Genomic DNA, 20,461 nt, shown 5'->3' on the forward strand with positions numbered 1-20,461 from the left:
GAGCGAGGCGGTGGTCCTTTATCAGTCCGCCGGCTACCACGACCGATGACGGTCCGGCTCGGCTACGAGAACGGAACGATCCGCGTGGACGCCGACGGGGACGACGCGGGTCGGCTCCCGCCGCTTCCCGGCGTCGAGGCGGATCCCCGCTCCGGGATCGCCCGGGCCCCCGCGTACCGATACGCGGCGATCCGTCGCGCGCTCTCGGTCGCCGGGGTCCACGTCGAGGACCGGGTGTTCGACGGCGATCGCGAGGGGCTCGGTCTCACCACCGACTACGACCTCCGCGAGTACCAGGCGGACGCGCTCGCCGCGTGGCGATCCGCTGACGACCGGGGGGTGCTCGAACTGCCGACGGGGGCCGGGAAGACGGTGATCGCGATCCGGGCCATCGTCGAGCTCGGCGTTCCAACGCTGGTCGTCGTCCCCACGGTCGACCTCCTCGACCAGTGGGAACGCGAGCTGGCGACCGAGTTCGACGTGCCGATCGGCCGGTTCGGCGGCGGCGAGCAGCGCCAGGAGGCGATCACGGTGTCGACGTACGACTCGGCGTATCTGAAAGCCGAGGCCGTTGGTGACGCCTTCGAGCTCGTGGTCTTCGACGAGGTTCACCACCTCGGCGGAGAGGGCTATCGGGATATCGCCCGGCTGCTCGCCGCCCCCGCCCGGCTCGGCCTCACAGCGACGTTCGAGCGGCCCGATGGTGCCCACGAGACGATCGCCGAGCTCGTCGGCGAGCGCGTCTACTCGCTCGACGTGGACGACCTCGCTGGCGAGCATCTCGCCCCATACGACGTCCGTCGGATCGAGGTGGAGCTGACTCCGGCCGAACGGGAGCGATACGAGGCGAAACAGGGCGTCTTCGTCGAGTACCTCCGCGAGTCGGGGATCACCTTCACCAGCGGCGAGGACTACCGCAAGCTGGTGTTGCGCTCCGGGAACGATCCCCGCGCCCGAGAGGCGCTGCTCGCGAAGTCGGCGGCCCGTGAGATCATGATGAACGCCGAACGGAAGCTCGACCGGCTCGCGGACCTGCTTCACCGGCACCGCGAGGACCGCGTCATCGTGTTCACCGCCCACACCGACCTCGTCTATCGGATCTCGGAGCGGTTCCTGATCCCGGCGATCACCGCGGAGACGGGCGCGGCGGAGCGCCGCGAGGTCCTCGAACGGTTCCGCGACGGGACTTACTCCCGGGTAGTCGCCGCCAACGTCCTCGACGAGGGGGTAGACGTCCCCGACGCCAACGTCGCCGTGGTGCTCTCCGGCTCGGGAAGCGAGCGGGAGTTCACCCAACGGCTCGGCCGGGTGCTCCGCCCGAAGGCGGACGGCGGACGCGCGATGCTGTACGAGCTCGTCAGCGCCGAGACGGCCGAGGAGCGGGTCGCCGGTCGGCGGCGGTGAGCCGTCTCCGGACCCGGATCTGACGGTCGTCGGCGGAGAGACGCGTGAGTCGGCGGTAGCGGACGTGTGAGTCGGCGGTAGCGGACGTGTGAGTCGACAGGGGCGTCGTATGCGAACACGTTCGGGTCGCCGCTTACGCCGTCCCCTGCCGTACGCCGGAACATGCCCACGAAGACCGAGGAGCGCACGACTGACGGGACTGCCGCCGATTCCGCGGACGCGGCGACATCCGATACGGGGAACACGACGGCATCCGAGCCGGCCGAGACGACCCTCACCGTCAGATGTACTGGCCACGTGCGCCGCGAGCTCGACGGCACCTACGAGTTCGAGTACGCGTTCGGGGGCCACACGCTCCGGGCGTTCCTCGACGAGCTGTTCGAGGAGTACCCCGAGCTCCAGGAGCTCCTGATCGCCGAGACGGAAGCGGAGTCGACCCACAGCGGGTGGGCCCCGACGCCGGAGGAGCTCCCCGGGACCTGGCGCAAAAACCCGGTCGGCGAGCAGACCGTCGCGTACGCCCGGATCCTAGTGAACGGTCGGTTCAACGAGAACGAACGCGGGTTCGACACGGTCCTCGAGGACGGCGACAGGGTCGCGCTCGTCTATCCGTTCATGTTCTGTTGTTGAGCGGGGCCGTCGAACCGGCCCGCCGCGTGCCGCGGGTCGGACACGCTTATTACGAGACAGGACACAGGGTTCGCCGTTCGGCCGGCGTTCAGTCGGTCGGCCCACATATGGCACGCATCCGTCTCCTCGTCGACCTACCCGACGGCCCGTGGATCGCGGACGTCTCACGCGCGTTCCCCGACGCGGTGTTCCGCGTGTTGTCCGCGACCCCCGGCGAGAACGCCGGGTTCGCCCTCGTCCGGATCACCGGCCGACCGGTCGACGAAGTGCTCGCTGCGATGGACGACCACACCGGGCTTGTTGAGTGTTCCGTGATGGTCCGCGAGGCGTCGGACGCCACCGTTCAGATCGAGGCGTCGGCCCCCCTACTTCTCGCCGCCGCACGGGAGGCCGGGATACCGATCGAGATGCCGGTCGAGATCAGCGACGGTGTCGCCACGCTCGACGCCACCGGCGCACACGATCGGCTGTCGGCGTTCGGCGACCAGCTCCGTGCGATGGGACTCGAGTACGACGTCGAGTTCGTTCGTCAGCGCGTAAACCCGAGCCGGCTCCTCACGGAGAACCAGCTCGACCTCCTCGTGACGGCCGTCGAGTGTGGCTACTACGACGTGCCTCGGGGGTGTACGCAGACCCAACTCGCGGCCGAGGCTGGGATCGCGAAGTCGACGTGTAGCGAGACCCTCCAGCGGATCGAACGGACGGTCGTGCGGGAGTTCATCGGCGACCTTCCGACGGTGAGCGGCGAGTTGAAGCGGGAGCTGATGGACCGCTGACGCCGCGGTTCCGGGTTGTGGGGGGCCGCTGATTGCCGCACATCGATCACGTTCCGGTCGAACGGGATCAGCCCTCGTATCCGGCGAGGTCCATCAGCGCCTCGAACTGTTCCGTGTCGAGGGCGTCCTCGTACACGAGTCCGGTGAGCATCCCGCCCGGGTAGGTGTCGCCGTTCATCACGTGGTTCACCTTGTGACAGTGGAGCGCGTAGATCCCCGGGTCGGCGTCGGCGGTAAACTCGATCGTCTTCCGCTCCGCGGGCGCTATCGGCACCACGTCCTCGGCGTAGCGGGCGGACTCGGGGATCACCCCGCCGTCCTTCTCGACGACCTCGAAGCGATGATTGTGCGTGTGCATCGAGTGGGTCTCGTACCCGTTGTTCGTCAGGTGGATCCGCACGCGGTCCCCCTGCTCGACTATCATCGGCGACCCCTCCTCCGGGTGGAGGCTGTACGGCGCGGAACGCCCGTTCACCGTGAACGCGTCGGGGTTTCGGTCCCGATGCGAGAAGGAGACGTCGCCGCCGGCCGTCGACGCCGAGAGTCGGGTGTCCCAGTCTTTCACCGTCAGGAAGAACTCCTTGTCCGGCGGCTCGTAGTCGACGGGGTCCACCCGGAGGATCCCGTACATCCCCAGATCGAGGTGGTTCTGCGTCTGGAAGTGACAGTGGTAGAGGTGGGTACCGGGGACGTTGGCGGTGATCTCGTACGTGTGTTCCTCCCCCGGGCCGACCTGTTTCCCGGTCGTGGTCGGGGCACCGTCGTCCATCCAGCTCTTCCGGAGCGCGTGGACGTGGAACGTGTGTGCCCGGTTGTGCCGCGTGTTGTCGTAGGTGAGCTCCATCTCCGTTCCCTCGGTCACTCTGAGCACCGGGCCGGGAACGCTCGGCTCCGTCTCGGCCGTCTCCCAGCCCCAGACTTCGGGGAGCTCCCACGGGCCGCCCCGCGCGTCCTCGCCGAGCAGCTGATGGCGACACGCCCGGGTCGAGAGCGTCACCGCGCCGTCGCGCTCGTCGAGGTCGACGGTCGTCGGCGGCGCGGTATACGGGTACTCCGTCTCGACCGCTGTCGAGTCGCTCCCGGACCACTGCTCCGGCTGGGCCGTTACCGTCTCCTCGGTCGGTTCCTCCGCTTCGACACCCTGAGACGGCGCGCCGGCACAGCCGGCGAGGCCGGCGGCACCGACCGCGGCAGCCGTCGAAAGGAACGCCCGTCTCGAAGCGGTTCGTCGACCGAACGCGTGCAGGCCAGTCATTACGGTTCGACGTCCTCGCTCGGGGGAGTTAACGCAGTCCCGCGCTCTCGGCGGCCGGGAATCCGCCCGTACCGGTTCGACTCTTTATCAGTGCTCGCCGTCAACCGACGACCGTGTTACGCAAGGACCTCCTCCGCGTGTCGAGAGCCGGCGGCGGGTACCGCCCCGAGTTCGTCGACCGCGAGCACCGCCCGCTCGCCGCGCGCGTGCTCGGCGCGTTCGAGGCGTCGGTCGGAGAACCCCGCGCGGTGCTCTCCGAAGCGCTTGACGGGATCGAGGCCGACGCCGACGACTTCAAGCTCGTCCGTGGGCTGGCCGCGCTCGTCGAGCGCGAGTGTACCTTCGAGACGCGCGCGACGGTCCCGCCACCGCGCGTCCGGCGGGCCGCGTTCGAGGCGGCCGAAGCGGTCGGCGTGGCGAGCGAATCGACACGCGACCGGGCGATCGAACGGGCCGCGGACGGGTTGGGTGTCGACTCCGAAGTGATCGACGACGACCTCTACGCCGACCGCGACACGCGACAGGTGCTCGTAGACGCGGACGTGCGGTGGGGCCCCGACACGCTGCTCGACCAGTACAACCTCTCGCTCGCCCAGACTGCGCTGTTCGACGCGACCGAGGTCCGGGTCCGCTCCGCCGATCCCAAGGCGCTCGTGAGCGCCGTCAAACGCCTCGGGCTATTGTACGAGCTCCGACGGACCGACGACGGCCGCGAGCTGGTCGTCACCGGGCCGGATCGGCTGTTTCGCCGGACGCGGCGGTACGGCACCGCGTTCGCGCGGCTCCTCCGTACCGTCGCGAAGACGGCCGAGTGGCGGCTGGAGGCGACGATCGACGACCGAGGAACGGAGCGGACGATGACGCTCTCCGAGCGCGACGTGAGCGTCCCCGGGGTCGACCCCGTGGCGGAGCCCGACTTCGACAGCGGCGTCGAGGCCGACTTCGCCGGACGGTTCCGCGCGCTCGACCTCGACTGGACGCTCGTTCGCGAGCCGGAGCCGCTCGAAACCGGCACGCGGGTGATGATCCCCGACTTCGCGTTCGATTACGACCACGCCGACTTCCGGCTCTACTTCGAGGTGATGGGGTTCTGGACGCCCGAGTACGTCGAGAAGAAGCTCGGCCAGCTCGCGGACGTGGAGGACGTCGACCTCCTCGTCGCGGTCGACGAGAGTCTCGGTGTCGGCGAGGAGATCGCCGCCCGCGACCACCGAGTCGTCACGTACGCCGGCCGGGTCAGGGTGAAGCGCGTCGTCGACGTGTTACGCGAGTACGAGTCCGAGTTCGTCGCGGAAGCGGCAGCGGCGCTCCCGGCCGAGATCGTCCCCGACGACGACGTGGTGACCCTCGAAGCCGTCGCCGAGGGGTACGGGACGGGCGTCGAGGCGCTCGACGGGGCGCGGTTCCCCGCCCACGAGCGCGTGGGGCGGACGCTGGTCCGTCCCGCGGTGTTGGAGACGGTCGCCGACGAGCTCGACTCCGGTATGACGCTCGCCGCCGCCGAGGCGGTCCTCGACGAGTACGGGATCGGCGAGACGAGCGCCGCCCTCTCCCGGCTCGGGTACCGCGTCGAGTGGGAGGGGCTCGGTGGAGGGACGCTTCAGGAGACGGATTCATAAGTGGCGGGTCAGCGGATCCGTCGAACCAGCCCGACAACGAGCACGCCGAGCGCGGCGACGCCGAGCGCGAGGATCCCTCCGACCGTAAGGACGCTGGGGTCCTCCCCGTCGCCGTCTCCTTCGGTGTCGTCTCCCTCGGCGTCGTCCGCGGTCCCCTCCGAGAGGGTCACGTCAGCACCCTCGCCGTCGCCGCCGTCCTCGTCCGCGATCGGGAGCCGCTCCTCGCCGCCGCCGGCCACCTCGATGACGGCTTCGCGGGTCGTCAACACCGGAAGCGGGTACTGGAGCAGCTGGGCCTCGGCGTCGGCGATCCCGATCACCGCGTCCGCCGCGGGCGCGTCGTCGGGCACCTCGAACGTGATCGTCGCCGTCGGGGTCCGGTCGGCCGCGGTGTCGCCGACGCCGCCCGCCGGCGGGTCGCGCTCCGCCGCGACGGTCACCGTTCCGTTCGCTTCGTCGATGGCCGTTCCGTGGCGCACGCTCGTCTCCTCGCCGCGTTCCAGCCAGGGTCCCGGTTCGACATCGACGGCGGTCAACACGTCGGGGTCGTACGCGACCGTGTACTCGTAGGCGACGACGCCGTCGTCGTCGTAGCCACCCATGGCGCGGAACCACACGTTCACCTCGACGGTCTCGCCGCGGTCCGCGTCGGCCTCGTCCGGATCGAACCCGAGGAGCCCGGGATTATCGCCGGCGAACGCGGGGCCAATGGGTGCGGTCAGTCCGGCCGCCAGGACGACACCGACGACGAGGACGAACGCCGCCAGTCGTCCGGCGGCCCGGTGACGCCTCGTGGTCCGCGGCGTCATTCCGGGGCCGTCACCTCGAGGAGGAGTTCGCTCGGGAACGCGTACCCACGTGACGACCGGGTGGCACGGCACGAGACAGGCATATCGGACACTACGGCGGAACGGAAAAGAGGCTGTCCGTGGGTACCCCCGCTACCGTGAGCGGTGACGCGGTCGGATCCGTCGGTCGGCCGAGATCGACGTTGAAGCCGGTCGATCCCCGGTCGAACGGGTGTCGAGCAGCGTCCGCGTTATGGGTAATATATGCACGTACCTGTGACAACGCTATTCTGCCGAATAGCGGAACTACGGAGCCTCTACCTCGGCATCTCGATGCCACTACCGACACCGTTTAGTTTCCCCACCCGGAGCTGGATACACTATGGATCAGACGACACGGCGGACGTTCCTTGCGGGGGCCGCGGGCGCGAGCCTGGCGGGCCTGGCGGGCTGTGCGGACGAGGCGGTCGACGGCAGCTACGAGATCTGGGGTGCGGACCAGGGGACGAACACGATATACATCCACGAGCCGGACGGCGACGGCGGCTTCGAGGCGGTCGACGAGATCGACACCGGCGCGGAGGGCGGCGAGGTGCCGCACATGGTGGATTACACCTCCGACTACGAGTACGCGGCGGTGGCGTGTACGGCGGGCGCGCGGACGCTCGTCTACCGCACCGAGGACCGCGAGCTCGTGGCGAACCTCGAGACCGGCGCTGGCTCGCACTTCGCCGGCTTCTCGCCGGACGACGAGTTCATCCACGTCGACGTTATCGGCGAGGAGGAGATCGTCCGCGTCGACGCCGACCTGGAGAACGAGGAGTTCGAACAGGTGGACGCGATCGACCTCCGTGCGAACGAGACGGTGCTCGACGCGGGGATCGAGGACGGGTCGCCGATCTGTCACCAGTACGCCCAGGACGGTCGGTCGCTGCACACGGTCGGCCCGAGCTACTACGACGCCGCGCTCGTAGTCGTCGACCACGACGACTTCTCCGTCGACCGCGCGTACGCCGGCGAGGAGATCCCGACGAACTGCGGGACGGTGCCACACCCGACCGAGGAGAAGTTCTACCTCACCGCGGGGCTCCCCTCGGACCCGGACGCCGACCCGGACGAGGACCCGCTCGCGGCCGACGGCGTCGGCGACTTCTACGTGTACGACACCGCCGAAGACGAGGTGACTACCGTCGAGTCGACGCAGGGAGTCGACGCGCACGGGTTCTGGTTCACGCCGGACGGCGAGGAGCTGTGGGTGCTCAACCGCGAGACGAACGACGGGCTGATCATCGACCCCGAGACGGACGAAGTGATCGAGGAGATCGACGCCTTCGGCCCCGAGCAGTCGGACGACCCCACCGAGTCCGACGCGCCCGACATCATGTGGGCCTCCCCCGACGGGGAGTACATGTTCGTGACGACGCGCGGCCCGAACCCGCTCTCGGGCGACCCGCACGCCGCCACCGGGATCAATCCCGGCTACGCGGTGTTCGACATCGAGTCGCGCGAGCGCGTGGAGATGGTCCAGCCCGACGGCGACAACCCCGACAGCGACTTCCACGGGATCGGCGTCCGGCCGACCGGCGACGCCGACGGGTTCACCTCGCCCCCGTACTGAGCCGGTCTCCGGAAAGCGGTCCATCCTGTGGCCCGCCCGGCGGCCAACCCGGCAACCGGGCGACGCCTCACTCGACGGGCGACAGCTCCGCGCGACTCCCCTTCGGCACTACCGACCGCAGCTCGTCGTAGAGGTACAGTCCGACCCCGATCGGCGCCCGTTCGCCCGCGATCCGGTGGGCGACTATCAGATACCCCCAGTCGCCGTCCCACTCGGCGAGGTCCTGGTCCTCGCCCGCGACGAACCGGGTGGCCGCCTCGGGGCCGAGCTCGACGACGTTACGCGTGGCGTGCTCGCCGAACCGCTGGACCGCGCGCGTCGTCGGCTTCCAGTGTTCCTGTCGCGTCCGGAGGAACGTCATCCCGATCGCCTCCACCCGACTGGGGTCCGTCGCCTCGCCGTTGAACACCCACACTTTCCCCGCGCCCTTCTCCCAGAACGTGTACTCGCCGAGCACGTCACGCCCGATCCCGAACCGGTCGTCCCACCAGTCGAGCACCTCCTCGCGGCTCGCGCGCCCCTCGACCTCGCGGTCCGCCGGCCTCTCCGGAAGCCGATCGAAGCGCTGGCCGTCGTTGGTGGGTGCGTCGTCGCTCATGCGCCCACCTCGCCCTCGGCGGGGTCGGACGCCGCCGGCTCGGCCTCGGTCTCGCCGCCGACGCGCAGCTTCGCACAGAAGAACCCGCCGGTGTCGTTGTGGTGCGGGTACACCCGGTGGGCGCGCGTGACCGACTCGTCGTACGTCTCGCCGTCCCACTCCGTGACCCCGGAAACGGTCTCCAGGGGGAGATCGAACGCGACGAGCTCGCAGTCCGTCGCGTCGAGGACGTGATCGAGGACCGCCTCGTTCTCCTCAGGCGCGAACGTGCAGGTGGAGTAGACGACGGTGCCGCCCGGCCGAGTCGCCTGGACGGCCCGCGTCAGGACTCCCTTCTGGATCCCGGCGACGGCCTCGACGTGCTCGTACGTCCACTGGTCGAGCACGTCGGGGTTCTTCCGGCACGTGCCCTCACACGAGCAGGGGGCGTCGACAAGCGCGCGGTCGAACTCGTCGAACGCGAGGGGTTTCAGGGAGAAGTTTCGAGCGTCCTGGTTCGTGACGACGGCGTTCGTCACCCCGAGCCGCTCCGCGTTGTGTCGGAGCGCGGAGAGCCGGCCCAGGTTGTTGTCGTTGGCGACGAGCGTTCCCGTGTCGTCCATGTCGTCGGCGATCTGGGTGGTTTTGCTCCCGGGGGCCGCACACGCGTCCCACACCCGGTCGCCGGGCCGCGCGTCGAGCGCGAGTCCCGGGAGTACCGACACCTCCTCTTGGCCGTGGGTCCAGCCGTGGACGTGGGGCCAGTTGCCGCCGGGGTTCCCGTCGGGGAGTCGGAAGAGGCCGTCGTGCCAGTCTACCGGCTCGTAGGTGACGCCCGCGTCCGCGAACGCCTCACGGACGCGTGCGGGCGTCGCGGCGAGCGTGTTCGTGCGGACGACGGACGGGAGCGGCCGATCACAGGCCGCCCGGAACGCCTCGACGTCGTCCACGAGCGGTTCATACCGCTCAAGCGGGTTCATACCCGTCCGTACCGCCTGCCCCGATTAGACGGTTTCGGACGCCGGTCGGCCGACCGTCGATCCCCGCCGCGGCCGCCAGAGGCTTAACATCCCCCCTACCGTACTCGACGGCATGGCGCAGATCTCCATCGTCGACGACGCGATAGAGCTCGACCGACCGGTGCTTGTAGAGGGGTTCCCCGGGGTCGGGCTCGTCGGGAAGATCGCGGCCGACCACCTCGTGGACGTCCACGAGATGCGCCACTACGCGAACGTCCACTGCGAGGGGCTGCCGGAGGTCGCCGTCTATCGGGAGGGTGCGACCGGCGTGACCACGCCGGTCCGGCTGTACGCCGCACCCGACGCCGGACTGGTCGTCCTCCAGAGCGACGTTCCGGTGAACCCGTCTGCGGCCGCGACGTTCGCCGACTGTCTCTCGGACTGGTTCGACGAGACGGGGACGTTCCCGGTGTTCCTCTCCGGGCGACCGAGCGAGCGGGAGACGTCGCCTCCTGCGCTGTACGGCGTCACGGTCGGCGACGGTGGGTCGCGGCTCGCCGACGCCGATGTCGAGGACCCGCCGGAATCGGGGCTCATCTCGGGCCCGACGGGGGCGATGCTCTCGGACGCACTCGAACGTGGCCGCGACGGGGTCGGCCTGATCGTCGAATCCGACCCGCAGTTCCCCGACCCCGAGGCGTCCCGGACGCTGATCGTGGACGGGATCGACCCGATCGCCGGGACGGAGACGCCGACCGACGGGCTCGTCGATCAGGCGACGGAGATACGAGACGCCAAACAGCAGCTCGCCGAGCGGATGCGGCAGGCGACCGAGGAGAGCACGCAGGCCGAGCCGCTGAAGATGTATCAGTAGCTCCCGCGACCCTCGCTCGGGTCGCTGTCGCCGGCGTCGCCGGCTCCACCTGCCTCGCCGTCCCTACTGCTCCGCTCCTCTCGACGTTCCCCGCCGTCCCTACTGCTCCGCTCCTCTCGGCGTTCCCCGCCGTCCTCCAACTCGTCGAGGATCGGTCGGTACTTGAGCTGGATCTCGTCCCACTCCCGGTCCGGGTCGGAGTCGGCGACGACCCCGACGCCGGCGAACAGCGTTGCACGTCGTCGACTCGCCACCGCCGAGCGGATCGCGACCGCGAACGCGCCGTTACCCGCGGCGTCGATCCACCCGACTGGGGCCGCGTACCAACCGCGGTCGAACGGCTCCGTCTCGTGGATCGTCTCCAGCGCCTGCGTCGGGGGAAGCCCGCCGACCGCGGGCGTCGGGTGAAGCGCCTCGACGAGTTCGATCACGTGGCGATCGGCGTCCAGTTCGGCGGTGATCGGCGTGTGGAGGTGTTGAACCGTCGCGAGCCGCCGCACCCGACGTTCCCCCGCGGAGATCGACGCCGCGTACGGCTCCAGCTGCTCGCGGACCGTCTCCGCGACGAGCGTGTGCTCGTGGACGTTCTTCTCGTCCGCCAGCAGCTCCTCGGCTAGCCACTCGTCTTCCGCCGGGGTCTCGCCGCGGCCGGTCGTCCCCGCAAGCGCGTCCGTCTCGACGGTCCGTCCGCGCAGGGAGACCAGTCGCTCCGGGGTCGCACCGAAAAAGACGCTCTCGCCGTCGTCGGGCTCGAAACAGTAGCGGTGGCAGTCGGGGTACTTCTCCGCCAGCCGTTCGACCGTCGCCGCCCGGGGGAAGTCGGCCGCGAGGTCGGCCTCCAGCGCCTGCGCCAACACCACTTTCCGCAGCTCACCGCCGCGGATGCGTTCGACCGCTGCCGAGACGCTCTCGTGCCACGCCTCCCGGCTCGTTGTCCGCCGCTGTCGGCTGATCCCGGGGCGGGGCGGTCGGCGGGGGTCTCCGTGGGCGTCCTCGTCCCCCTCGCCGAGCGCGGCGAGCCTATCGACCTCGCGCTCGAGTCGCGTTTCGACCGCGTCTGGCGACGCGTCCGCCCCCACATCGGTCACCGTGAGCCACGCCCCGTTGTCGGCGAGCGTGAGCTGGACGCGGGGCAACACGAACCGGGCTTCGGGAAACGGCGACCACGGGTCGCCCGCACACGCCCCCTCGTGGAAGGCGAACCCGCCGAAGACGCGGGGACGGGCCGCCTCCGTCCCGGCGTGGACGTCGCCCGCCGAGAACAGCTCCTCGCTCGCCGTCCGGATCGCCGCGAACCGGTCGGGGCCACTCGCGGTGAGCGTCGCCGCCGCGCCGCCGCCGATCACGAGGGCGTCGTCCGGCGCACTCCACGTCGTTCGCGGGGACGGGAGGGTCTCGAACGCCGCCGCAAACGACGGTTCCTCGACCGCCGTCGTACGACTGACGAGCGTCGCGGACGACGCCGATCGCGCCGGTTTCATTGAAAAGGGATCGGGCCCGGGGGCTATTAAGGGTGTCAACTCCGGCGGTCGTGGCAGCGATTCCGCGATCAGCTGTACCGCTCCTCGTTCCACGGGTTCGCGGTGTCGCTGTACCCCCGCTTCTCCCAGTAGCCGAGCTCGCGCTCGGTCAGGAACTCGACACCTGAGACCCACTTCGCCCCCTTATACGCGTACTTGTGCGGGGTGACGACGCGGACCGGCCCGCCGTGATCCGCGGGGAGGTCGTCGCCGTCGTAGCCGTACGCGAACAACACGCCGTCGCGCGTACACTCCGCGAGCGGGAGGTTCGTCGTGTACCCGTCGAGCGCGTGAAAGAGGACGTGTTCGGCGTCGTCGTGGACGCCCGCCCGGTCGACGATCTCCGCGAACTCGACGCCGGTGAACACACAGTCGAGCTTGCTCCACCCCGTCACGCAGTGGAAGTCCTGTCGCTGCGTCGCCGCGGGGAGCTCGCGGAGCGCCGCGAGCGAGAGCGTCAGAGGCGTCTCGACGGCACCCCAGACCTCGAACCGGTCCGCCTCCGGGTCCCACGAGGGCGTTCCGCTCTTCGAGAGCACCGGGAACCGGTCCGTCTCCCGTTGGCCCGGCGGAACTCGCTCCCCGCCGTACGACGTGTAGATATCGGTGAGGTCCTCGATAACAGCGCTCGCGTCGCCGGTCGGTTCGCCATCGGCCGCCTCCGTCTCGGCCGTCGCCCCGTCGGCTCCGGTGTCGGTCATACCTCCCGTAGCAGCCGGAGCAAGGTAGTGGTACCGCTCTCGGGGTCGCGGACCAGGGGAGATCCACAAAACAGTAACTGTGAATCGTATATCGAAAACTCGATTTTCAGTATTAGTAGGATCTATTCGAGATACACACATCTCCGACGCTACATTTATATACTCTATCCCATTAGACCTGAACAGCAAATGCCACGAGTGGAGATAACCGTCCCGGAGCACCTGGAGATGCAGATCACGCAGATGGTAGAGCAGGGCGAGTTCCTCAACCGCGAGGAGGCGATCGAGGAGCTGCTGTCGACGGGTATCAAGGCGTTCAAAACGAGCGGACCGATGGACGAGGACGACTCCGGCGGGTTCGAGGACGAGGGGATGATGGGTCACGAAGACGAGTACGTCTTTTAAGTACACCCGTTCACGTCGAGAATCCGACTCCGGTCGATCCCCGTTTCGTTTGTTTCCGCTGTCCCGCCCCGTTCCTGCCTCGGTACCGCTTATAAATACTCCGCCGCGGCCGCCGCCGCCCGCTGCCCGCCCTCCATCGCCCCTTGGATCGCCGACCACTCGGTGTACTCCCCGGCGAGAACCACCGGCCCGTCCGGGTCGTCCGGGTCGGGAAGTCCCGCGTGAACGCCCGGCGGCTGCGCGAACTGGGCGAACGGGATCCGGTCGACCGCGACCGTCTCGATCCCCTCGAACCCCCGCTCGGGGTACCACGCCGTCAGCGCGTCGCGAACGTCCTCGCGGAGCGCGTCGTCGTCGCGGTCGAGAGCGTCCTCGCCGAGGAACGTCGCACCGAGCAGGGCGCGGTCCGCGGAGGCGTACTCGGATGCGACCTCGCTCATCGGGACGACCGCGTTCGGCGCGTCGTCGGCCGCGTTGAGCAGGATCCGCTTGCCCGTCCCGAACTCGACCCCAGCCGGAAGCGTGTACCACGCGGTGACGTTCGGGACGCCGTCGGACGGGACCGTTTCGACGCCCGTCAGCTTCCGCGCCTCCGGCGGTGTGGTCGCGACCACGACGACGCTTGCGTCGAGCGTCTCGCCGCCCAGCAGCTCGACGCGCGCGCCGTCGGCGGGGCCACCCGACCCGAGCCGGAACCGGCCGCCGGATCCCACGTCGACCGACTCCACGTCCGCGCCGGTCCGAACCTCGACGCCGGCCGTCCGCGCCCGCGTCGCGAGCTGGTCCGCGATCGCGGCCATCCCCTCGGCCGGGACCGCGATCGACCCGCGGCCCATCGCGCGGAACGTGTACTCGAAGACGTGTTTCGAGGTCGACAGCGACCGGTCGAGAGTGATCCCGCCGTAGAAGGGCTCGACGAAGTACTCGATGTACTCCTCGGAGAACCCCCAGTCGGTCAGGTACTCCCGGATCGACCGGTCGGGCCCGGAAAAGAACTCGCGTTCCCCCCGTTTCGAGAGGTCGTACCGCAACGCGAGCGTTCGGAGCTTGTCCGAGAACGACACCTCGTGGTTGAGTGCGGACTCGATCGCCGCGGTCGGCTCCCGCAGCGGGTCCGACAGGACCGCCCGCGAGCCCGGCCGGCAGATCGTCGCGCCCGGCGAGAACGCCCGGAGGTCCAAGGCGTCGACGTCCAGCTCGCGGCGGACGGCGGGATAGCTCGTGAACAACACCTGAAAGCCGCGGTCGAGCGTGAACCCGTCCACCTCGCGGGTTCGGACCCGGCCGCCGAGGTCGGGTCGCCGCTCAAGGAGGGTCACGTCCGCGCCGTCCGCCGCCAGCCGGGTCGCCGAGACGAGCCCGGAGAGCCCGCCGCCGACGACGATCGCGTCTGCGTCCATACGCGGTCGTTCGGGCCGGCCACTTATAAGCGGCGGCGGGACACGGTCCGGGCGCTCCGGCCGACACCGTCGCGCCCGTCGTCGCGGTCGTCCCGGTCCGGCGGTGGTCCCCGAACCTCGCACGTCCGCCGCCACCGCGAAAGGAAGCGATTAGTCGCGCGCGCCACAACGACGGGTATGGAGACGACGGAGGCGTTCCGCGGGCTGGAGAGTCGCTCGTCAGGGCGGGTTCACGAGACGGCGGACCCGACGGGGATCCCCGACGAGGTCGGTCGCGTCGAACCGACCTACGACTACGACGCGGTCGACCCCGCGGACCTGTTCGCGTCGGGCTCTCGCGACGGTCACTGGCGGTTCGACGCGCTCCTCCCGTTCCCGGCGTCGCACGCGCGCTCCGCCAGCGAGGGGTCGACCCCGCTCGTCCCGACCGAGCGACTGGCCGAGGAGCTCGGCGTCGACGCGGTGTACGTCAAAGACGAGGGACGGAACCCGACCGGCACCGTCATCGACCGCGGGATGTCCGTCGCGATGACGGCGGTCGCGGGGGTCGCGGCGACGGGAGCCGACGTGGAGCCGCTCGCCTGCGCGAGCCCCGGCAACGCCGGGCAGTCCATGGCGGCGTACGCCGGTCGGGCGGACCTCCGGTCGTACGCGTTCGTCCCCTCCCGGTGTGCGTTCTCGAACAAGGCGATGACGAACGTCCACGGGGGCGACATGCGCGTCGTCGGCGGGCGGTTCCCCGACGCGGCGGCGGCCGTCGACGAGCAGCTGGCAACTGAGTACACCGACCTGAACGAGTTCGCGACGCCGTACCGACACGAGGGGATCAAAACCGTCGCCTTCGAGCTCGTCGGCGACCTCGAAACGCCGCCCGACGTCGTCGTCGTCCCGACGGGCACCGGCGAGGTGCTCGCGGGTGTTTATAAAGGGTTCGTCGAGCTGACGCGGATCGGGGCGATCGAGTCGGTCCCACGGCTCGTCGCGGCCCAGCCGAGCGGCTGTGCTCCGGTCGTGGCCGCGGTCGACCGCGGGCGCGACGAGCCGGAGCCGTGGTCGACGCCGGACACGATCTGCGGCGAGCTGGAGATCCCCGACCCCGCCGGTGGCGCGGCCGCGGTCGAGGCGGTCACGGAGAGCGGCGGCGACGCGGTGGCCGTCGACGACGACGACATCCTCGCGAGCGCGGTCGCGGTCGCACAGAACGAGGTCATCGAGGTGGGCGCGACGGGCGGTGCCGCTCCCGCGGGTGCGTGGGCGCTCGCCGAGGACGGGTTCTTCGACGGCGACGAGACGGTCGTCCTCCTCAACAGCGACGCCGGACTGAAAACGCCCGACGTGCTCCGCAGCCACCTGATGGGCCAGGGTATATAACGGATTCAACCGAAATGGCCGCGCGTTTCGCGGCTCGCGGACACCTTCCCTTCCGTCGTCGTTCGGATCCGAACGGCCGCGTCGTTCGACCGACGCGACGGTGGATATAACGAACTGCCGCGGGTACCGATCAGTCCCGACGGCGCGTCGCGAGCAGTGCAGCCGCGAGCGCCGCCACGAGCGCGGGAACGACGCCGAAGCCGGGCACTTCGACGCCCGTCTCGTCGTCGTCGATCGCGTCGTCATCAGCCGCGTCGTCCGTGCCCTCCTCCGTCGTGGGCTGTAGCTCCTCGACCGCGTCGGCGAGCGTACTAGTCGACTCGATGACGCTGCGCGGCGCGGGCTGGTTCAGGTAGTTCACGTCCATCACCACGTAGTTCCGCTCGATCCCGGCGGTCGTGCTCGCGTACGGCTCTTCGTCGAGGATCGCCGCGTCCGGATCGGTCACGAGGACCAGTTCGGGGTCGGTTTCGAGAACGACCTCGTCGGACAGCTGCGGGAACCCGTCGCCCTCCGCGGCGGCGACGTTGTCGGTCCCGCCGATCCGCATGATCTCGTCGATGAACGTGTTGTTCGCCGCGACGAACCCGTCACCGAGCGGGTACAGCGCGGCGGGTCGGTCGAGGTCTGCGGTTCGGTCCGTGGTCTCCTCGACCGCGTCGTACATCTCCTCGTTCGTGTCGGCGGCGGCCGCACACGCGTCGATGAGCTGGCCGATCGTCGTCGTCTTGTCGGCGATGTCGTCGACTGACGTCGCCTCGGGGAAGTGATACACCGTTAGGCCGGCCTCACGCAGCGGCTCGACGCTCGCGGCCGAGGCGTTCGGCGACAACACCAGATCCGGCTCCGTCCCGACCACGCGTTCGACATCCGCGCCGAAGTCACCCGAGACGTCCTCCTTCTCGTCGGCCCCGTCGAGGTAGAGCGCGAACCGCGTCACGCCGACGACGCGGTCCCGCTCGCCGAGCTCCCAGACGGTCTGGGCGGCGGACGGGTTCGTGGTGGTGATCCGCTCGGGCGGCTCCTCGAGCGTCACCGTCTCTCCCGTCGCGTCGGTCAGTTCGAGCGGGAACTCACACGTCGCCGGCTCCGTCGGGTCGTCCGCCTGTAGCGGTCCGGCGTCACCCGCGTGGTCGACTGTTGGCTGTACACCCGCCGCCACACCCCCGACGCCGCCCACGAGGGCGGTCGTCACGAGCAGGGCGATCACGATCGTGAAACGCTGTCGCATCGCGTTCAGCACGGTACTCATTCAATAAGTATTTACCTACTACAAGTTTTGTTGTATATCGAATGCGTATCTGGCGACGGGCGGCGGCGTGGTCGGGAGCGCTAGCCGCCGCGCTCGCGCTCGTCGTCGTCGTCAGCGCGGGTATCGGTCCGGTCCGGATCCCGCCTACCGAGGTGGTCAAGGCGGTGCTGAACGCCCTCGTCGTCCCCGCTGGCGTGGAGTTCGGCACCGGCGGGGCGAGCGGGACGGGCGTCCTCTCGGGCTCCGGATCGCTGACGATCCCCCGGCCGACGTTCGTCTACCGATCCCCGTTCTCGTACCCCATCGCCGATGTCCACCAGCGGATCGTCCTCCGGGTCAGGCTGCCGCGGATCCTGCTCGCCGCGCTCGTCGGGTTCGCGCTCGCCGCCGCGGGCACCGTGATGCAGGGGTTCTTCCGCAACCCGATGGCCGACCCGTCGATCATCGGGGTCTCTTCCGGCGCGGCGGTCGGGGCCGTCGCCTTCATCGTCTTCCCGTTCGCGCTGTCGACGACGGTGACGCTTCCCCTCCTCGGCGCGGTCGACCTCGGGCTCTCGCACGGCGCGGGGGTGAGCCTGTTCGCGTTCGTCGGCGCGCTGCTGGCCGCCTTCGGGGTGTACGCGATCGCGACCCGCCACGGTCGGACGCCGGTGGCGACCCTGCTGCTCGCCGGGGTCGCCGTCCAGACGTTCCTCGGCGCGGTTATCTCGTACCTCCAGCTCCAGGCTGGGGAGTCGCTCCGGCGGATCGTGGCGTGGCTGATGGGCCACCTCTCCGGCGCGACGTGGACGGAGGTGGGGGTCACCGCGCTCGTGGTCCCGCCGCTTTTCGTCCTGCTCTTGGCGTACGCGCGCGACCTCAACGTCCTCCTCCTGGGGGAGGAGGAAGCACACGGCCTGGGGGTCGACGTCGAGCGGACGAAGCGGCTGCTGTTGGCCGCCAGCGCGCTCATCACCGCCGCCGGCGTCGCGTTCGCGGGCGTCATCGGCTTCGTCGGCCTGATCGTCCCCCACATGCTCCGACTGGTCGTCGGCCCCGACCACCGGGTGTTACTCCCCACCGCGGCGCTCTCGGGCGGCGCGTTCCTCGTCGCGGCCGACACCGTCGCTCGATACGGTACGACGGAGCTCCCGGTCGGCGTCGTCACCGCCGCGGTCGGCGCGCCCTTCTTCATCTACCTGCTGATGAAACGCGAGGTGCACGAGCTGTGAGCGGCGATGCTCCCGGCGACGTCGCTGCCGGCGTCTCGGGATCGGACACGGACGCGCCCCCGCCCGTCGACGTCAGCGACCTCTCGGTCTCCTTCGGCGACCTCGACGCCGTCCGCGACGTCGACCTGACTGTCGAACACGGGGAGCTCGTCGGGCTCGTCGGGCCGAACGGCGCGGGCAAGACGACGGTGCTACGGGCGATCAAGGGGACGCTCGATCCCGACGCCGGCACGGTCCGGCTGGCCGGCGACCGGGTCACGGCGCTGTCGGCGGCCGAGACGGGGCGACGGGTGGCGAGCGTCCCGCAGGACACCGGCCTCTCGTTCGACTTCCGCGTGCGACACGTCGTCGAGATGGGGCGGACGCCACACCTCGGCCGGTTCTCGGGCCACGATGCGGACGACGTGGCCGCGGTCGACGAGGCGATGGCGGCCGCGGGCGTCGAGCGCTTCGCCGACCGGTCGATCCGAGCGGTGTCCGGCGGGGAGCGCCAGCGGGTCCTCCTCGCGCGGGCGCTCGCACAGGGGACGCCCGTCGTCGTGCTGGACGAACCCACCGCGAGCCTCGACGTGAACCACGCGGTGTCGACGCTCGAACTCGTTCGGTCCCTCGTCGACGAGGGCCGGGCCGCCCTCGCGGCGATCCACGACCTTGACATGGCGGCCCGGTACTGCGACCGGATCGTCCTGATCGCCGACGGCCGCGTTCACGGCGACGGTCCCCCCGAATCCGTTCTCACTCGGGACACGCTCAGTGAAGCGTTCGACGCCGCCGCGTTCGTGGGTCGGAGCCCAGCCACCGGGACCCCCAGCGTCACGGCGTTCCCGCGGACGGAGGACGACGCCGACCCCGCGCGCGTCCACGTCGTCGGCGGCGGGCGACTCGCCGCGCGGGTGGTCGCCCGACTCGCGGCCGCCGGTCACGCCGTCACGCTCGGGGTCGTTCCCGAGGGCGACGCCGCGGCGACCGTCGCCGCCGACACGGTCGCTACATCGGACGCCACCGGTGGCGGGAGCACCGACAGGGCCGACGCCGAACACGGCCTCACGGACGTCTCCAACCCGATCGTGACGGTCCCGTCGTTCGAGCAACCTACGGACGCGGACCGCGAAGCGGCGGCGGCGCTGGCCGCCGCGGCCGACCTCACCGTCCTCGTGGGTGAACCCGCGGAGCCGAATCGGTCGGTCGTCTCGGCGGCGGACCGCGTCGAGCGGGTCGACATCGAGACGACGGCGGAGGGTATCGACGGCGTCCTCGACGCCGTTCGAGCGGCCATCGGGGAGGACGCGAGCCGGGGCGACACGGACTTGAGTGACACACGGACGGAGTCGGGTGAGACCGCGGACCCGCCGTGATCACCCGCCGAGGAAGTCCCGGCGGACGTCCTCGTCGCCGAGCAACACCTCGCCGCGGTCGGTGTACCGGTTCTCACCGTTCACGAGGACGTAGCCGCGGTCACAGCGCCGCAGCGCCTCCTTGGCGTTCTGTTCGACCATGAGTATCGCCGTTCCGGCCTCGTTGATCCGGTCGATCCGGTCGAACATGTCGGCGACGAGGTCGGGCGCGAGCCCCGCCGACGGTTCGTCGAGCAGCAACAGGTCGGGATCGAGCATCAGCGCCCGTCCCATCGCCACCATCTGCCGCTGACCGCCGGAGAGCGTGCCGGCCTTCTGTGACTCACGCTCGCGCAGGATCGGGAACCGCTCGTACACCGCCTCGATCCGGTCTTCCGGCACGCTGTCGAGGATGTACGCCCCCATTTCGAGGTTCTCGCGCACGCTCAACCCGGGGAAGACGTTGTCGTTCTGGGGAACGAACCCGATCCCTTCCCGGATGATCGACTCCGGCGCGAGCCCGTGGATCGGCGTCCCCTCGAACTCGACCGACCCGTCCATGTACGTCGTGAGCCCGAACACCGTCTTCATCACGGTCGATTTACCCGCGCCGTTCGGCCCGACGATGGTGACGTACTCCTCTTCGGCGACGTCGAGGTCGACGTTCGAGAGGATCTGGAGGTCGCCGTAGCCCGCGTCGAGATCGCGGAGCCGGAGCATCGCGTCGCCGACAAGCGTGTGCTCGGTTCCGGCGCCGCCGACCGCGT

The 20,461-nt window shown here is 70.1% G+C and carries 19 protein-coding genes; 10 read left to right on the forward strand and 9 right to left on the reverse strand.

Annotation, left to right across the window (positions count from 1 at the left end):
• The first annotated feature begins 45 nt into the window (after positions 1 to 45).
• The 3 genes from ACZ5TV_RS13900 (at position 46) to ACZ5TV_RS13910 (ending at position 2,810) form a co-directional block, all read left to right on the forward strand.
• Positions 46 to 1,404 carry a DEAD/DEAH box helicase family protein gene (locus ACZ5TV_RS13900; protein WP_379782241.1) on the forward strand — a complete coding sequence of 453 codons (1,359 nt, stop codon included), beginning with the start codon at positions 46 to 48 and terminating at the stop codon, positions 1,402 to 1,404.
• A gap of 162 nt (positions 1,405 to 1,566) precedes the next feature.
• On the forward strand, positions 1,567 to 2,034 hold the full coding sequence (locus tag ACZ5TV_RS13905; protein WP_379782239.1) for a MoaD/ThiS family protein: 468 nt from the start codon (positions 1,567 to 1,569) through the stop codon (positions 2,032 to 2,034).
• Between the two features lie 107 nt (positions 2,035 to 2,141).
• The gene (locus tag ACZ5TV_RS13910) at positions 2,142 to 2,810 is read left to right on the forward strand and encodes a helix-turn-helix domain-containing protein (protein ID WP_379782237.1); all 669 of its coding nucleotides are present in this window, start codon (positions 2,142 to 2,144) and stop codon (positions 2,808 to 2,810) included.
• Positions 2,811 to 2,877: 67 nt separating this feature from the next.
• Here the strand turns inward: ACZ5TV_RS13910 and ACZ5TV_RS13915 are convergent, their stop codons facing one another.
• The gene (locus ACZ5TV_RS13915) at positions 2,878 to 4,065 is read right to left on the reverse strand and encodes a multicopper oxidase domain-containing protein (RefSeq protein ID WP_379782235.1); all 1,188 of its coding nucleotides are present in this window, start codon (positions 4,063 to 4,065) and stop codon (positions 2,878 to 2,880) included.
• A gap of 113 nt (positions 4,066 to 4,178) precedes the next feature.
• On the opposite strand from ACZ5TV_RS13915, the gene ACZ5TV_RS13920 reads away from it, so the two are divergent.
• Complete coding sequence (locus ACZ5TV_RS13920) at positions 4,179 to 5,684, forward strand: DUF790 family protein (protein ID WP_464383924.1); 1,506 nt, start codon at positions 4,179 to 4,181, stop codon at positions 5,682 to 5,684.
• Positions 5,685 to 5,692: 8 nt separating this feature from the next.
• Here the strand turns inward: ACZ5TV_RS13920 and ACZ5TV_RS13925 are convergent, their stop codons facing one another.
• A complete protein-coding gene (locus ACZ5TV_RS13925; protein ID WP_464383925.1) occupies positions 5,693 to 6,493 on the reverse strand; it encodes a cohesin domain-containing protein in 801 nt (266 codons plus the stop codon).
• Positions 6,494 to 6,854: 361 nt separating this feature from the next.
• Here ACZ5TV_RS13925 and ACZ5TV_RS13930 point away from each other — a divergent pair, with 361 nt between their 5' ends.
• Entirely contained in the window at positions 6,855 to 8,090 is a 1,236-nt protein-coding gene (locus ACZ5TV_RS13930; RefSeq protein WP_379782031.1) for a YncE family protein, read from the forward strand.
• Between the two features lie 67 nt (positions 8,091 to 8,157).
• Here ACZ5TV_RS13930 and ACZ5TV_RS13935 read toward each other — a convergent pair whose 3' ends face one another.
• Together ACZ5TV_RS13935 and ACZ5TV_RS13940 are read right to left on the reverse strand one after the other, a co-directional pair.
• On the reverse strand, positions 8,158 to 8,688 hold the full coding sequence (locus ACZ5TV_RS13935) for a DUF7122 family protein (protein ID WP_379782033.1): 531 nt from the start codon (positions 8,686 to 8,688) through the stop codon (positions 8,158 to 8,160).
• Positions 8,685 to 9,647, reverse strand: a complete 963-nt coding sequence (locus ACZ5TV_RS13940; RefSeq protein ID WP_379782036.1) for an RsmB/NOP family class I SAM-dependent RNA methyltransferase — start codon at positions 9,645 to 9,647, stop codon at positions 8,685 to 8,687. Before ACZ5TV_RS13940 ends, ACZ5TV_RS13935 begins: the two co-directional genes overlap by 4 nt.
• 112 nt (positions 9,648 to 9,759) lie before the next feature.
• On the opposite strand from ACZ5TV_RS13940, the gene ACZ5TV_RS13945 reads away from it, so the two are divergent.
• Positions 9,760 to 10,500 carry a proteasome assembly chaperone family protein gene (locus ACZ5TV_RS13945; protein ID WP_379782038.1) on the forward strand — a complete coding sequence of 247 codons (741 nt, stop codon included), beginning with the start codon at positions 9,760 to 9,762 and terminating at the stop codon, positions 10,498 to 10,500.
• On the opposite strand, the gene ACZ5TV_RS13950 is transcribed toward ACZ5TV_RS13945, so the two are convergent.
• Together ACZ5TV_RS13950 and ACZ5TV_RS13955 are read right to left on the reverse strand one after the other, a co-directional pair.
• The gene (locus ACZ5TV_RS13950; protein ID WP_464383926.1) at positions 10,494 to 11,981 is read right to left on the reverse strand and encodes an isochorismate synthase; all 1,488 of its coding nucleotides are present in this window, start codon (positions 11,979 to 11,981) and stop codon (positions 10,494 to 10,496) included. The genes ACZ5TV_RS13945 and ACZ5TV_RS13950 overlap by 7 nt on opposite strands.
• Before the next feature lie 68 nt (positions 11,982 to 12,049).
• Positions 12,050 to 12,721, reverse strand: coding sequence for a sulfite oxidase-like oxidoreductase (locus tag ACZ5TV_RS13955; protein WP_379783509.1), 672 nt, complete (start codon positions 12,719 to 12,721; stop codon positions 12,050 to 12,052).
• 189 nt (positions 12,722 to 12,910) lie between these two features.
• Here ACZ5TV_RS13955 and ACZ5TV_RS13960 point away from each other — a divergent pair, with 189 nt between their 5' ends.
• A complete protein-coding gene (locus ACZ5TV_RS13960; RefSeq protein ID WP_379783507.1) occupies positions 12,911 to 13,126 on the forward strand; it encodes a DUF7120 family protein in 216 nt (71 codons plus the stop codon).
• A gap of 89 nt (positions 13,127 to 13,215) precedes the next feature.
• Here the strand turns inward: ACZ5TV_RS13960 and ACZ5TV_RS13965 are convergent, their stop codons facing one another.
• On the reverse strand, positions 13,216 to 14,526 hold the full coding sequence (locus ACZ5TV_RS13965; protein WP_464383927.1) for an FAD-dependent oxidoreductase: 1,311 nt from the start codon (positions 14,524 to 14,526) through the stop codon (positions 13,216 to 13,218).
• A 177-nt stretch (positions 14,527 to 14,703) separates the two neighbouring features.
• Between ACZ5TV_RS13965 and ACZ5TV_RS13970 the strand changes: the two genes are divergently transcribed.
• Entirely contained in the window at positions 14,704 to 15,897 is a 1,194-nt protein-coding gene (locus tag ACZ5TV_RS13970) for a pyridoxal-phosphate dependent enzyme (protein ID WP_464383928.1), read from the forward strand.
• A gap of 130 nt (positions 15,898 to 16,027) precedes the next feature.
• Here ACZ5TV_RS13970 and ACZ5TV_RS13975 read toward each other — a convergent pair whose 3' ends face one another.
• Entirely contained in the window at positions 16,028 to 17,128 is a 1,101-nt protein-coding gene (locus tag ACZ5TV_RS13975; protein WP_379783106.1) for a PGF-CTERM-anchored ABC transporter substrate-binding protein, read from the reverse strand.
• A 62-nt stretch (positions 17,129 to 17,190) separates the two neighbouring features.
• Here ACZ5TV_RS13975 and btuC point away from each other — a divergent pair, with 62 nt between their 5' ends.
• Complete coding sequence (gene btuC / locus ACZ5TV_RS13980; protein WP_379783108.1) at positions 17,191 to 18,360, forward strand: vitamin B12 ABC transporter permease BtuC; 1,170 nt, start codon at positions 17,191 to 17,193, stop codon at positions 18,358 to 18,360.
• On the forward strand, positions 18,357 to 19,715 hold the full coding sequence (locus tag ACZ5TV_RS13985) for an ATP-binding cassette domain-containing protein (protein WP_464383929.1): 1,359 nt from the start codon (positions 18,357 to 18,359) through the stop codon (positions 19,713 to 19,715). Before btuC ends, ACZ5TV_RS13985 begins: the two co-directional genes overlap by 4 nt.
• Here ACZ5TV_RS13985 and ACZ5TV_RS13990 read toward each other — a convergent pair whose 3' ends face one another.
• Positions 19,716 to 20,414: an ABC transporter ATP-binding protein gene (locus tag ACZ5TV_RS13990; RefSeq protein ID WP_379781773.1), complete on the reverse strand. Its 699-nt coding sequence runs from the start codon at positions 20,412 to 20,414 to the stop codon at positions 19,716 to 19,718.
• Positions 20,415 to 20,461: the final 47 nt, after the last annotated feature.

This window comes from Halorubrum tibetense (genome assembly GCF_055396225.1).

What these genes read in the sequence shown, in the direction of transcription:
- ACZ5TV_RS13990 (WP_379781773.1), bottom strand. Translation starts at nt 20,414, where the DNA reads ATGCTCCGGCTCCGCGATCTCGACGCGGGCTACGGCGACCTCCAGATC.
- ACZ5TV_RS13940 (WP_379782036.1), bottom strand. Translation starts at nt 9,647, where the DNA reads ATGAACCCGCTTGAGCGGTATGAACCGCTCGTGGACGACGTCGAGGCG.
- ACZ5TV_RS13955 (WP_379783509.1), bottom strand. Translation starts at nt 12,721, where the DNA reads ATGACCGACACCGGAGCCGACGGGGCGACGGCCGAGACGGAGGCGGCC.
- ACZ5TV_RS13945 (WP_379782038.1), top strand. Translation starts at nt 9,760, where the DNA reads ATGGCGCAGATCTCCATCGTCGACGACGCGATAGAGCTCGACCGACCG.
- ACZ5TV_RS13900 (WP_379782241.1), top strand. Translation starts at nt 46, where the DNA reads ATGACGGTCCGGCTCGGCTACGAGAACGGAACGATCCGCGTGGACGCC.
- btuC (WP_379783108.1), top strand. Translation starts at nt 17,191, where the DNA reads ATGCGTATCTGGCGACGGGCGGCGGCGTGGTCGGGAGCGCTAGCCGCC.
- ACZ5TV_RS13970 (WP_464383928.1), top strand. Translation starts at nt 14,704, where the DNA reads ATGGAGACGACGGAGGCGTTCCGCGGGCTGGAGAGTCGCTCGTCAGGG.
- ACZ5TV_RS13960 (WP_379783507.1), top strand. Translation starts at nt 12,911, where the DNA reads ATGCCACGAGTGGAGATAACCGTCCCGGAGCACCTGGAGATGCAGATC.
- ACZ5TV_RS13910 (WP_379782237.1), top strand. Translation starts at nt 2,142, where the DNA reads ATGGCACGCATCCGTCTCCTCGTCGACCTACCCGACGGCCCGTGGATC.
- ACZ5TV_RS13915 (WP_379782235.1), bottom strand. Translation starts at nt 4,065, where the DNA reads ATGACTGGCCTGCACGCGTTCGGTCGACGAACCGCTTCGAGACGGGCG.
- ACZ5TV_RS13925 (WP_464383925.1), bottom strand. Translation starts at nt 6,493, where the DNA reads ATGACGCCGCGGACCACGAGGCGTCACCGGGCCGCCGGACGACTGGCG.
- ACZ5TV_RS13965 (WP_464383927.1), bottom strand. Translation starts at nt 14,526, where the DNA reads ATGGACGCAGACGCGATCGTCGTCGGCGGCGGGCTCTCCGGGCTCGTC.
- ACZ5TV_RS13935 (WP_379782033.1), bottom strand. Translation starts at nt 8,688, where the DNA reads ATGAGCGACGACGCACCCACCAACGACGGCCAGCGCTTCGATCGGCTT.
- ACZ5TV_RS13905 (WP_379782239.1), top strand. Translation starts at nt 1,567, where the DNA reads ATGCCCACGAAGACCGAGGAGCGCACGACTGACGGGACTGCCGCCGAT.
- ACZ5TV_RS13975 (WP_379783106.1), bottom strand. Translation starts at nt 17,128, where the DNA reads ATGCGACAGCGTTTCACGATCGTGATCGCCCTGCTCGTGACGACCGCC.
- ACZ5TV_RS13950 (WP_464383926.1), bottom strand. Translation starts at nt 11,981, where the DNA reads ATGAAACCGGCGCGATCGGCGTCGTCCGCGACGCTCGTCAGTCGTACG.
- ACZ5TV_RS13930 (WP_379782031.1), top strand. Translation starts at nt 6,855, where the DNA reads ATGGATCAGACGACACGGCGGACGTTCCTTGCGGGGGCCGCGGGCGCG.